10 protein-coding genes are annotated in these 11,822 nt (G+C 49.7%); 4 read left to right on the forward strand and 6 right to left on the reverse strand.

The features are described 5' to 3' along the window. Window positions 1–3: 3 nt before the first annotated feature. Genes arsB through AB4875_RS04065 form a run of 3 tightly spaced genes read right to left on the reverse strand, consistent with a single transcriptional unit; the run spans window position 4 to window position 1,865 of the window. Window positions 4–1,023, reverse strand: a complete 1,020-nt coding sequence (arsB, locus tag AB4875_RS04055; protein WP_368374769.1) for an ACR3 family arsenite efflux transporter — start codon at window positions 1,021–1,023, stop codon at window positions 4–6. After that, window positions 1,023–1,514, reverse strand: a complete 492-nt coding sequence (locus tag AB4875_RS04060) for an arsenate reductase ArsC (protein WP_368374770.1) — start codon at window positions 1,512–1,514, stop codon at window positions 1,023–1,025. The genes arsB and AB4875_RS04060 overlap by 1 nt, the downstream gene beginning before the upstream one ends. A gap of 15 nt (window positions 1,515–1,529) precedes the next feature. Next, entirely contained in the window at window positions 1,530–1,865 is a 336-nt protein-coding gene (locus tag AB4875_RS04065) for a metalloregulator ArsR/SmtB family transcription factor (RefSeq protein ID WP_368374771.1), read from the reverse strand. A 192-nt stretch (window positions 1,866–2,057) separates the two neighbouring features. Between AB4875_RS04065 and AB4875_RS04070 the strand changes: the two genes are divergently transcribed. Further along, the gene (locus AB4875_RS04070) at window positions 2,058–3,089 is read left to right on the forward strand and encodes an NADP(H)-dependent aldo-keto reductase (RefSeq protein ID WP_368374772.1); all 1,032 of its coding nucleotides are present in this window, start codon (window positions 2,058–2,060) and stop codon (window positions 3,087–3,089) included. Window positions 3,090–3,607: 518 nt separating this feature from the next. Next, window positions 3,608–4,978: a membrane-bound lytic murein transglycosylase MltF gene (gene mltF, locus AB4875_RS04075; protein ID WP_368374773.1), complete on the forward strand. Its 1,371-nt coding sequence runs from the start codon at window positions 3,608–3,610 to the stop codon at window positions 4,976–4,978. Between the two features lie 186 nt (window positions 4,979–5,164). On the opposite strand, the gene AB4875_RS04080 is transcribed toward mltF, so the two are convergent. Then, window positions 5,165–6,226, reverse strand: coding sequence for an MBL fold metallo-hydrolase (locus AB4875_RS04080; protein WP_368374774.1), 1,062 nt, complete (start codon window positions 6,224–6,226; stop codon window positions 5,165–5,167). 214 nt (window positions 6,227–6,440) lie between these two features. Between AB4875_RS04080 and AB4875_RS04085 the strand changes: the two genes are divergently transcribed. Continuing rightward, entirely contained in the window at window positions 6,441–7,457 is a 1,017-nt protein-coding gene (locus AB4875_RS04085) for a hypothetical protein (protein WP_368374775.1), read from the forward strand. A gap of 24 nt (window positions 7,458–7,481) precedes the next feature. Here the strand turns inward: AB4875_RS04085 and AB4875_RS04090 are convergent, their stop codons facing one another. Both AB4875_RS04090 and AB4875_RS04095 read right to left on the reverse strand, forming a co-directional pair. Further along, the gene (locus AB4875_RS04090) at window positions 7,482–8,402 is read right to left on the reverse strand and encodes a D-Ala-D-Ala carboxypeptidase family metallohydrolase (protein WP_368374776.1); all 921 of its coding nucleotides are present in this window, start codon (window positions 8,400–8,402) and stop codon (window positions 7,482–7,484) included. A 6-nt stretch (window positions 8,403–8,408) separates the two neighbouring features. Then, complete coding sequence (locus AB4875_RS04095; RefSeq protein ID WP_368374777.1) at window positions 8,409–9,947, reverse strand: L,D-transpeptidase family protein; 1,539 nt, start codon at window positions 9,945–9,947, stop codon at window positions 8,409–8,411. A gap of 343 nt (window positions 9,948–10,290) precedes the next feature. On the opposite strand from AB4875_RS04095, the gene AB4875_RS04100 reads away from it, so the two are divergent. Then, a complete protein-coding gene (locus AB4875_RS04100) occupies window positions 10,291–11,748 on the forward strand; it encodes an alkaline phosphatase PhoX (protein WP_368374778.1) in 1,458 nt (485 codons plus the stop codon). Window positions 11,749–11,822 lie beyond the last annotated feature (74 nt).

An 11,822-nucleotide genomic window follows, 5' to 3' on the forward strand; every position in this document is an offset into this window, starting at 1 on the left:
GCTTTATGCGGGAAACCAATGGCGGCTGCGGTTTATGATCGCCACCAGCGACAGCATGACAGGTACTTCAACCAGTACTCCGACCACCGTTGCCAAGGCCGCGCCAGATTGTAGGCCAAAGAGTGAAATGGCCACAGCGACGGCGAGTTCAAAGAAATTAGAAGTGCCAATTAAACACGCCGGGCCGGCGATATTATGGGGTAGTTTTAGGGCCTTGGCGCCAAAGAAGGCGATAGCAAAGATGCCGTAGGTTTGAATCAGCAGTGGAATAGCAATCAGGACTATGGCCAAAGGCTGTTGCAAAATGACCTCAGCCTGAAAGCCAAAAAGCAAAATGACGGTGGCGAGTAAGCCGGCTATTGAAATAGGCTTGGTGGTATTCAAAAAGCTCTGCAGGCGCTCATGATTATCTGGCCGGTCGAGTGCGCGGCGGGTTAATACCCCGGCAATCAAGGGAATAAGTACATAGAGTACAACCGACAATAGCAGGGTATCCCAGGGCACGGTGACATCGCTAACACCGAGTAGAAAGGCGGCTATTGGCGCAAAGGCAAATATCATAATAATGTCGTTGATAGAGACCTGTGCCAAGGTATAGTTGGCGTCACCTTTAGTGAGCTGACTCCATACAAAGACCATTGCGGTGCAGGGCGCTACGCCCAGTAAAATCATACCAGCGATATATTCGGTTGCGGTTTCTGGGTCGACCCAGTCGACAAACAGAACACGAAAAAACAGCCAGCCCAAGGCGGCCATGGTGAACGGCTTTATCAGCCAGTTGATGACTAAGGTTAATGCCAAGCCTTTGGGCTTTTTGCCAATGTCCTTTATTGCAGAGAAATCAACTTGCACCATCATCGGAAAGATCATGACCCAAATAAATATCGCCACGGGCAAATTTACATGGGCGACTTCAAGCCTGGCAATGAATTGAAATAGTTCAGGCAGTAAATTGCCCAGTAGCATGCCTGTGAGTATGCATAGACCTACCCAGACACTGAGATAACGTTCAAAAAAGCCCATTACAATGTACTCCCTTGATTGGCATTGTTGTGTATTTCGCCCAGTGCCGCTACTAGTGTGGGGGTGTCTAAAGTTTCAAAATCTAGCCCTAATAGGGCGTTAATCCGCGCCTCGATGGCATCGATGCAGGTATTAAAAGCGACTTCAATATCATCATCAGTGCCTGTGAGTTTGGATGGATCGCTAAGCCCCCAATGCACCTTCGGCGAATTCCCCAGCCACAGCGGACAGCTTTCGCCTGCCGCGCTGTCACAAACGGTAATGGCTATATCGATAGTTGTGGCTGCAAAATCATCCCAGGACTGACTGCGCAGATTGCTGATATCAATCCCGCGTTTAGCGAGAAATTTTAGTGACAGCGGATGAACCTCCCCCGCCGGCTGGCTGCCGGCACTAAAGGCATTAATACGACTGCCACTCAGGTGTCTAGTGACGGCTTCGCAAAGAATGCTGCGGCAGCGATTATGGGTGCAAATAAACAATATATTCATGGCAGGCTTCTTTGATTAGGCGCAGCGTTCGGGACGGCATTGCATGGTTTTAAGCTTTTGCAGGCAAGACGCCAGCGGGTCTTTATGGGCCGCGGCGGTGGTCGCCACAATTTGCGTGATCCACGGCTCTAGCTCTGGATGTAGGCGATAATAGACCCATTGGCGGTCGCGACGGTCGGCAAGTAGGCCGCAGCTTCTTAATTGCGCTAGGTGTCGTGAAATTTTGGGCTGGCTGTCCTCCAGCGCGGTCATTAGTTCGCACACGCAAAGCTCGCCTTCGCTATGGATCAGCAGGGTAGAAAACAGCCTGGTATCGTCGGACAGGCATTTGAAAAGCTGGGACGGTGTCATATAACTGAACATTTCTTGATGGCAGCAGCGAGATCTAAGCTTACGTCACCTCTGGATATATGTATATCCATATATTGGCTGTATTTCCCACCTGCTTATGTCGTCGCGTTTAATCATCTCAGGGTGAATTGACGTACACTAAATTGAGCTTCAGTCTTAATAAATAATGAACAGCATAAGAAGGGGATGCTAATGAAAATGCGTGAACTCGGGAAAACCGGAATCAGCGTTAGCGAGATTTGTTTGGGCACGATGACATGGGGTGAGCAAAACACCCAGGCAGAGGCTTTCGAGCAAATGGATTATGCGGTGTCGCGAGGTATTAATTTCTTTGATACCGCAGAAATGTACCCGGTGCCGCCGATCGCCGAAACCCAAGGTAAAACCGAAGAGTATATGGGGGAGTGGTTTCGGCAAAGTGGCCGCCGCCGAGAGATCATTCTTGCCAGCAAGGCAACCGGTCCCGGAAATCTTCATATTCGCGAGGGCAGGCCACTTGGCCGCACTGCAATTTTAGAAGCGATAGAAGGTAGCTTAACCCGCTTGCAAACCGACTATATCGACTTGTATCAAATTCATTGGCCCAATCGTGCCACCAATTTTTTTGGAAAGCTGGGCTACCAGCACAGTGCTGATGATGCCGAACAACATTTACATGAGATTCTTGAAACGCTATCTGAGCTCGTCGATAGAGGCGTCATCAAAGCCATCGGCATTAGCAATGAAACCCCTTGGGGAATGATGAGTTATTTAAACTTGGCAGAACAATATGGCCTGCCGCGTATCGCTACTATACAAAATCCTTATAGCCTACTTAACCGCACTTTCGAAATTGGTTTGGCTGAAATGGCGATTCGGGAGGACGTTGGTTTACTCGCCTATTCGCCTTTGGCGTTCGGTATGTTAAGTGGTAAATACCGCAATGGCGCCCGTCCTGTAGATGGCCGTATTACCTTATTTGAGCGTTTCCGACGCTATAGTAATCCACAGGCGGTGACTGCCACAGAAGCTTATGTGGCCTTGGCAGAGCGCCATAATTTGAGTCCCACTAAAATGGCGCTGGCCTTTGTAAATAGTCAGGCATTTTTAACGAGTAATATTATTGGTGCGACTACAATGGCGCAATTAGAGGAGAATATTGACAGCGCCGAGTTGGAGTTGAGCGAGGAAGTCATGCAGGGAATTGCCGATATTCACGAGCGAATCCCAAATCCTGCTCCATAGGAAGCCATGAATTTTAAATGCAGAAAATCAACTCTCGCTCGATGTAGTACTTGAGTGGAGGTCGATAGTGTGAACACCCGTTAGCCAATGCTTGGATCGTATAATAATAAATTATTATTTTTTTGTCGGGGATTTGGCATGCGATTCCGGCGCAGCGTATTTGGATTCTATTTTTTATAAATATTTTCAATTTATCATTAGTGTAAGTGAAGTCCCGTATTGCTCTTTGTGAGTACTGCAGTAGTCGTGCACTGAGTATACTCCTTGGCGTGTTTCAGTGTTGAGTCTATGTGTTTTAGGCTATTTGTCAGCATGTTGCGCATTGGAATAGTTGTGCTGTTTTATGTAAAACTGGAGGTATGAGCCACCGTAATTTGTTGTATTCCCTGTTCATCGGACTTCGGTGTCTTGCCGTAACACTTACTATCTTAACTAAAGTCCTGATAGCAGGCGCCGTGCCAAAATGATTTGAGCCACGAGAATGTATGCCAAGAAAAATTATGTTAGCGGAGACCATAATGCAGATTATCGTCAGAATCATGTACATGTTTCTAATCTTGGCTGTTACCGCTGCCTGCGGTCAGGGATCATCCTCTGGTAGTGCGGCGGCCGGTCGGACCGTAGCTGAAATAAAAGCCTCGGGTGAGCTCCGAGTGTTAAGCCGAAATGCACCCACCACCTATTATCTTAATCGTGACGATGAAGCTGTCGGTGCAGAATATGAATTAGCTAAGGCGTTTGCAGACTCCCTTGGTGTGACATTGCGTTTTATTGTTGAAGACAATATCAGCGATATTTTAGAAGGAGTGAGAAGCGGAAAGGGTGATTTTGCGGCCGCGGGACTAAGCAAAACAAAGTCGCGTGGGGCTGACTATTTGTTTACCAATCCGATAGACACCGTGACGGAGCAAGTTGTATGTCGGCGTGGCGGTAACGTCGCCAAGTCCCTTGCTGATTTGGCTAGCGTTTCATTGGAGGTGCCAAAATCAAGCAGTTACGAAGAATCACTACTGGGACTGCAAGAAGATAATCCGGAAATTACCTGGAAGAGTAATGAGCGCAGTGGCACCGAGACGCTGCTGCAAAAAGTTTGGGAGCGCAAGCTAGATTGCTCGGTAGCTGATTCCAATATTGTCGCGGTGAATCGTCGCTTTCTGCCGGAATTGATTGTGATGTTTGATTTGGCAGAGCCAAAACACCACGTATGGTTGATGAGCAAGGGCAGTGATGATCTTCGACTAGCGATTAATCAATGGATGGCAAGTACAGACGGAAAGTTGGCGCTAGATCTGGTTCACTACCGTCACTACAGTTATATCGAAAATTTTGACTTTGTTGATACTCGTGCGCTGGTAGAGCGGATTGATGAACGGCTGCCGAAATACGATGGTCTGTTTGAAACAGCGGCAGAAAAACATGCCTTTAGCGACGCTCTGCTTGCAGCGCAGGCCTATCAGGAGTCGCACTGGGACGCCAAGGCAAAAAGCCCCAGCGGCGTCCGCGGTATTATGATGTTGACGCAAAATACCGCCAAATCTCTCGGTGTAAAAGACCGTCTCGATCCTAAGCAAGCGATTCCGGGTGGCGCGACCTACCTTGCCAAAATGCGTGATAGATTTAGTGAAGATATTCCCGAACCTGATCGCACCTATATGGCATTAGCGGCCTATAATATTGGTCGCGCGCATATGCACGATGCGCAAGTACTTGCCCGAAAGCTGGGTAAAGACCCTTTAAGTTGGGTCGATATTAGAGAGGTGCTGCCCAAGTTGTCAGACAAGCGTTACTACAAAGATTTGAAATACGGTTATGCCAGAGGGATGGAACCGGTTATTTATGTGCAGCGCATTCGCAACTACGAAAATATTATTCTTGAAAAGCTAAAATGATAAGGTCCATCAATTTGCTTTCTGCACGAGGGTGGCAGGGCGCTGACACTTAATAAATCAGCACCCTAGCCGTTCGGCGCGTTGCGGCATTCGTCTTTAAAGAAGCTATTCCCCTAAGTAATTTATCCTTTAATACGCCTCTGCGAGGCCGATTTGGTGATGATATTTTTCGGTCAGCAAAAAGACCTACAAACCGCTACTGGTTTTAATGATTTCCTTAGATCCCGCGGGCAGGCTAAATGCGACGCCGTCCTCACCTATGGTGTAGTTCTTAAAGATCTTGTCAGCACCATTCAGGAAGAGCTTCTTTTGCCCCGGCATAACGAGGGGCGGCACAATATGGTAGTACACAAGATGGCCTACGCCGGCATCGCGTGCGGTCTCTGCTGCGTCAACTGGGCTGGCGTGGTAATCAAGAATGTCGAACGTTACGTGCTCGGCAATCGTATTGCCGGTTTTTTTGGCAACCTTGTTCATTAGCATGACCAAATTTGGAGCCAAGGCTTCGTGAACGAGCAAATCCACACCCTGAGCAAACTTTTCGATATTGGCAGATTTTACCGTGTCGCCAGTGATCAATAGGGATCGACCTTTATAAGTAAAGCGATAGGCGACGGCCGGATCAACGGGGGCGTGATTAACCGCCAGAGCTTCAATTGTTAAATTCTCGTCGCTTAGCAGTACAGTCAATTCGCCCTGGATTGGTTTTATGAATGGCTTGGCGATAAGCCCCGCGCCGCTGCTTGGTGCCACGGCATCACCATGGTGGGCATGGCGATAAACGAAGTCGTGGCTATAGGCCATATTAAAGCCATCAACGACCCTTCCCACGCCCTCGGGGCCGAAGACGGGAAGAGGGCTGGTGTTGGCGCCGCCGGCCCAGCGTATGGTCGCCATTTCGCCCAAGCCATCAAGGTGGTCTGAGTGAAAATGGGTGAGAAAGACAGCTTCAATCTGGCCAAAGGGATAGCCCATTCGCATGATATTACGCATGCCGTCGGTACCGGCATCAACAACAAACATGCGGTCCCCGGCAATAACCACTGAACACGGTCCAGATGCATTTGGTGCGGGCATGGGACCGCCAGCGCCGCAAAGTACAAAATGTAAGCCATCCTCTAACTCAGCCATGGCGTTGGCTGATATTCGCATCTCAATACCTTTTTCCATAATCTTGCTGGTAATGCCCGAGGGCATGCATCCTGATAAGGCGATGGCGCTAAGTAAGGTGAGTAATTTATTTTTCATATTTATGTCCTGCTTACTAGGTTGAAAGAAGCTATGTCCGTAACTATCTGGTGCATCTTTTATTGTGCTTATTTGAGATCTACCGTGTCTGAACTGCTGATAATGTTTCTCTGATCTGTAAAGTAAGTGCGACTAATAAATGTGTGTTTTTGAATCATCTGGTATCGTAGCTAGAATCTATCCATTGTTAATATCTTTAATTAACGGAGCAAGCATGTCGCAGCCTGAGCTAAATGAATTTGTGCCAAAAGGGTCGCGTTGGGCTAGCGATCTGGGCAAGGTCGGCCTAGCTATTGATTTGACTATGGTCGGCTTGGCAATTATTAATCTATTGTGGATCATCTTTGATAGCGCATGGTCTGTATCTGAGTTGCGCAACATTATGGCATACATACTGCCGGTTGTCTGGCTGGATAATTACGCCGTTATTAATGAGCGTTTCTTTCGTATTGACCTAGTGTTTGTTTCCATTTTCATTACTGAGTTTTTGTTGCGCTGGATGTTTGCACTCTACAATAAGGTGTATGGCCATTGGTTAGCCTATCCGGTGCTGCATTGGTACGATATTTTGGGTTGTATCCCGGTCGCTGAGTTTCGATGGCTTCGAGTTTTGCGCATTTATGTGGTGTTAGTGCGTTTTAAAGAAATGGGTATTGTCGACTTCACCAAGTGGGCGCCGTATCGCTGGGTAAAGGCGGTGTATAACATTGTGATGGAAGAGATTTCTGATCGCGTTGTAGTTAATGTGCTCGACGGAGTGCAAGCTGAATTGCGCGGCAGTGCAGGCGTTGAGAAGCAGGTTTTGGATGAGGTGGTGAGGCCAAGGCAGGCGCAACTAACTGAGTTGCTGCGCGAGCGCATCGTCGTCGCGGTGCAAACGGTTCATGCTCAGAGTCGAGATGATTTGCGTTTTTTTGTAACAGAGACCGTGAGTAATGCGGTGCACGAAAATCGAGAGATTAAAATTATTGACCGTATTCCGATAGTCGGTGGTGCAGTGGGCGATCTACTTGATCATGCGATCACTGATATTGTCTGCAGAGTGATTGACCAGGGGGTAGGTCGTTTAAATGAAAGGGAATTTGCTGCCTTGTTTGCTGATATTGTGGATGGAGTACTGACCTCCCTAAGTACCGAATCGGAAACGGATCATGAAATGGGTGCGTTTATCATCGACATTTTAGATGTCGTTAAGCGACAAGTGAGCCGGCGCCGGTGGATAGATGGTTGAATAGTGCGCTCGCATTGGCTGGTGCTACCAGCGCGCGCGGTGCCCCCTGGTATCTATGTGTAGGAACGGCCCGTGAGCTGCATTCGCTCGGTAGTGACTCAGCCCGCCTCGGAGGTGGGCGGTTTCTTGGTCTTCGCTAAGCCATCCATCAACTAATTGATATAGATACTTGGCGTCATTCTGATCTCGCTTTCCGTCTTTGTTTACATCATCCATCCTACCGTCACGCGGCGCGCTGTCGATATAGATGTCCGCTGCGCCGCCGTAGAGGTGACGCGAATATTTAGTGCTATTGCCTATGCTTTGATTATACCAAGGGGTGCGGTAACCGCTCATTACCACTACGCCGCTGGTATCAATGCCATTTTTTTCAAACAGTTGCAGTGTTAATTCTAGTTTCACTAAAAGTTTTTCACTTAGGATGAGGTATTTAGGCCAGCTGGACGCTTGCTTGCAAAGAAATTCGCCGAGGGTGAAATGCGGTGATACTTGTAGCTCAGCCAGCTCTTTGCTGACCTCTATAAAACCGCGGGGTTTTTGATACGATGCCAAACCTTTAAGAGGCTGGCTTTGATACTCGCCCATGCGGTATTCGCCTAAGAAACCGTTTTTGATATTACTAGCGGGGCGCAGAACAAATACATTGAGGGAGATAGTTGAACCTTTAGCTTTGACCTGCAAAGTATGGTGTCCGCTGCTTGCCGGCGCTCTCCAGCGCCATTGTTTTCCTGAGCCTTCTAGCTTGCCGCCGCTGGCGCTCACGGTGCCCGCTTGCTCTAGTTTTAACTCCGCAGTTTCGCCTGGCATTAGTGAAATACTGAAAATATTAAATGGCACGCGGCTGCCGTTCACGCTCAATCCAAAGCCAGCAAGTCCTGGCTCAAATGCCAGCACCGTCTGTGAACAGCACAGCATTAGTAGCAACATTTTCAGTAGGGTGCTCATTCCGATTTAGCCCTCAAGTGCCTTGGCAACACGTTGGTCGCGACTATAAAGATCGTTTAGATACACGGGCTTACCATTGGCGTCGATGATGACGGTAAAATAAAGAATGTGTACCGGCACTGGCTTGACCATATTAATCCGGGTTTCCTTGCCGCTTGCTGCGACCGTCGCGATGGTTGTTAGGTCTTGGTCGGGGTTTTTTTCAAGTAACCACTTGGCCAATTCAAGTGCGTTTTGCACGCGTACACAGCCAGAGGAAAAAGCGCGATCAGTTTTCGCGAATAGTTCGCGCGAAGCGGTGTCGTGTAGATAGACATCATGGGGGTTGGGGAACATGATTTTAACTTGCCCGAGGGCATTAAGCGGGCCGGGACGTTGACGCAACCGCAGCGGGAAATAATTTGTACTATAGGCGCGCCAATTAATTTTGTCAGAGTCCAGTAAATTGCCATCGCGGTCGAGGACGTCAAAACCCAGTTCGCGAACTTTCTCGGGATTTTTCTGGAAAGCGGGAATTTTATCTTTGCGGGCGATACTCGATGGCGTCTCCCACCACGGGTTCACAATCATATAGCGAATGTTGTTGGAAAATACCGGTGTCTGCCGGTAATCGCGGCCGACAATGACCTGATGCGTCCGCTCTACAACACCGCCATTCCGAGCTTCTAGATTGTAGTTCGCGATATTCACGCGAATGTGACGCTCGCCTAGGTCTTCGGGCAGCCAGCGCCAGCGTTCCATATTAACGATTAGCTGCTGCTGGCGGTCTTGATCCGTCATGTTTAGTAGCCGCAGCGTGGCGGCGCCGACAATGCCATCATCGGCGAGGCTAGACGCGCGCTGAAATGCGATTACTGCAGCCAGTAAAGCGGGATCGTATACTTCACTCTGGGAGTCGCCAGCATCAAAACCTCGCTTAGCCAACTTTTGGCGCAGCGCTGGGATGCGCGTTGAAGTCATCCCCAGCTTTAACGCCGCGCCCGCCGCTATAGGCGCAGAGTTATCGGAATTTTCCCGTCCTCTAAGGGTCTTGAGCGCGGTTTTTAAGGCGGCGTAGCTTGGCGAATTGGGTTCGAGGTCTCGCAAGGCGTCAATAATTCGGTTCGAAGCAATTGCCTGTTCGAGTGCGCTACCTAGATCTCGTTCGCGGCGCGCGGCGGTCCAATCTGGCTCGATCGTGACCGGGTTGAGCTGGCCGCCGACGATATTCGCGGCCAGTGCCAGCCAAGCGTCCGTCGCAAGGACTTCCAGCGCATCTCCTCGGGCAGACTGTAATATTTCTTGGTGGTAGTTCGCGGGTGACAATCCCTGTTCGCTGGCTGAAGCGATAGCGGCCCGCAGCTGCTCTAAGCGTTGCGGTGTCCATACGGGCGCGTAAAGCCGTTTTGCATAAAAGGAACGTGAAGCTAAGGGTGCCAGTAGTGGGCTGCCCTCAATGGAGGTGTTCGCGAGCACAGAGCGCAGGTCTGCGGAGGCTGGTGCAACTAATAAAGTTAGCAGCATGCTGGCAACAAAAAACGATCTTAGATAGCGATGTTGAGTCAATGTTCTCTCCGAGTATGAAGGCGGTGTGACGGTGTTGATTAGTGCGAAGTATAGGCCGCTGACAAAGGTAATGCTTATGTATTCGAGGCGCGAGCCATGGATTTATTCAGTTCTTCTCAACACTTAGTATTATTATTTTCAAAGGCATCCAGCTTTCCCTGCCAACATCTTATCAGTTGAGGTTTTAGTCTCTCTTACGATATTAGCACTAGTATTGCGGACTATTCATACGTTTGACACTTTACTATGCTAAGAAGGTTGCTGATATGGAGTGGCTTATTCGGCGGTGTTTGATACGCGTCGACATTCCAGCTGAAGCTCGCCAATAGATTAAGGAGCACATGTGAATCCATTACTGAAGGACGTAGAGCGCAAGGGCTGGTCACGGCGCATTTTTCTGCGCAATTTACTGTTTTCTGCGGGTAGCCTTTCGATGGCAAGTTGGTTGACGGCTTGCGGCGGTAGCTCTAGTAGTAGTGGGTCTTCGGCGAGCTTCTCCAGTAAGTTCAAAACTATGGGGCCACTGCTTGAGCCCAATGAAGATGGAATTCGCCTGCCCCAGGGGTTTACCTCCCGTCAGCTAGCAGTGTTTGGCGAAGCTCCGCTACCTGATGTTGACCCGACCTTCCTGTGGCATTCCGACCCCGATGGCGGGGCAACGTTTCGCACCGATGACGGTGGTTGGATTTATGTCAGTAATTCCGAAGCTAGGGATCTGACCACGATTCGTGATCAAGACCCGACGGGCTTGTTTCGTTCCAACTTAAGTCGCGACGCCGCGGAGTTACTTCCGCCCGGTTTTGGCGGCGGTGTGAGTGCGCTGCGTTTCGATGCTTTGGGTAATTTAGTTGACGCCTATCCTTGCCAGCGCGGCACCACTACTAATTGCTCTGGTGGGGCAACGCCGTGGGGCACCTGGATTAATGGCGAAGAGATTTGGGACGGTAAAATGTTTGAATGCAGTCCCCTGCGCGATGGTGGTGAACCCATTGAGTTGCCGCGCTTTGGACGCAAGGCCCACGAAATGGTCGCTATAGATACCGACAACCGCGCTATTTATCACACCGAAGATATCGACTCTGAAACCGATCGCTTTTATCGCACGGTTTGGAATGTAAGCAGCTGGCCAGTTGCCGATGAACGCCCAGACATGGATGCCGGTAAATTACAGGTGCTGTATGTGCCAGCCGGTATTGATGCGGCGAGGGCAGGGCCCACGCCTATTGTATGGAATGACGCCATCGACGACGGCACGCCGCAGCCCGCAACGGTAGATATGGTCGATGCCACTATTTTCGGTGGCAACGAAGGGGTTTGGTGGCTTCAAGGTTTTATCTTTTTCTCCACTAAAAGTGATGACAATATTTGGGTTATCGATATCGAGGGGCAAACCCTCGAAAGTATTTATGAACCCAGTAATGATGTGGCAGGCTCACCCTTCGATAATGCCGAGGAGCCGCTCACCGGGGTCGACAATATTGCGATGACACTCGACGGTGAAATGCTGGTGGTGGAAGACGGCGGCTTTATGCGCTGTATGGTATTACTGCCCGATCGCACGACCATTCCCTTATTGCAACTGCCCGGAAATCCGGCGCTCACCGAAGTGACTGGGGTAGCGATTGCCCCAAGTGGCGACCGTATCTATGTCTCTGGCCAACGCAGTCGTCCGCTAGGACTGTTGCCGCCAGACGTTCAGCCCGGTTCGCCTATTCCCACCCGTGTTGCCGGGGTGACCTACGAGATAACAATGCCATTTTCGGTGCGCGTGAACCCGCCTCTAGCGAAGGCCTTATCTTAAGGACCTAATTGCGCAGCGACGGGCCACTGGTGTTGTAAAACGGAAAAAGGCGAACTGAGATCAGTTCGCCTTTT

This window comes from Zhongshania sp. R06B22 (assembly GCF_040892595.1).
GTDB classification, from domain to species: domain Bacteria; phylum Pseudomonadota; class Gammaproteobacteria; order Pseudomonadales; family Spongiibacteraceae; genus Spongiibacter; species Spongiibacter arctica.

Excerpts from the sequence above, each read along its gene's own strand:
- arsB (WP_368374769.1), bottom strand. The coding sequence starts at position 1,023 with ATGGGCTTTTTTGAACGTTATCTCAGTGTCTGGGTAGGTCTATGCATA.
- AB4875_RS04060 (WP_368374770.1), bottom strand. The coding sequence starts at position 1,514 with ATGAATATATTGTTTATTTGCACCCATAATCGCTGCCGCAGCATTCTT.
- AB4875_RS04065 (WP_368374771.1), bottom strand. The coding sequence starts at position 1,865 with ATGACACCGTCCCAGCTTTTCAAATGCCTGTCCGACGATACCAGGCTG.
- AB4875_RS04070 (WP_368374772.1), top strand. The coding sequence starts at position 2,058 with ATGAAAATGCGTGAACTCGGGAAAACCGGAATCAGCGTTAGCGAGATT.
- mltF (WP_368374773.1), top strand. The coding sequence starts at position 3,608 with ATGCAGATTATCGTCAGAATCATGTACATGTTTCTAATCTTGGCTGTT.
- AB4875_RS04080 (WP_368374774.1), bottom strand. The coding sequence starts at position 6,226 with ATGAAAAATAAATTACTCACCTTACTTAGCGCCATCGCCTTATCAGGA.
- AB4875_RS04085 (WP_368374775.1), top strand. The coding sequence starts at position 6,441 with ATGTCGCAGCCTGAGCTAAATGAATTTGTGCCAAAAGGGTCGCGTTGG.
- AB4875_RS04090 (WP_368374776.1), bottom strand. The coding sequence starts at position 8,402 with ATGAGCACCCTACTGAAAATGTTGCTACTAATGCTGTGCTGTTCACAG.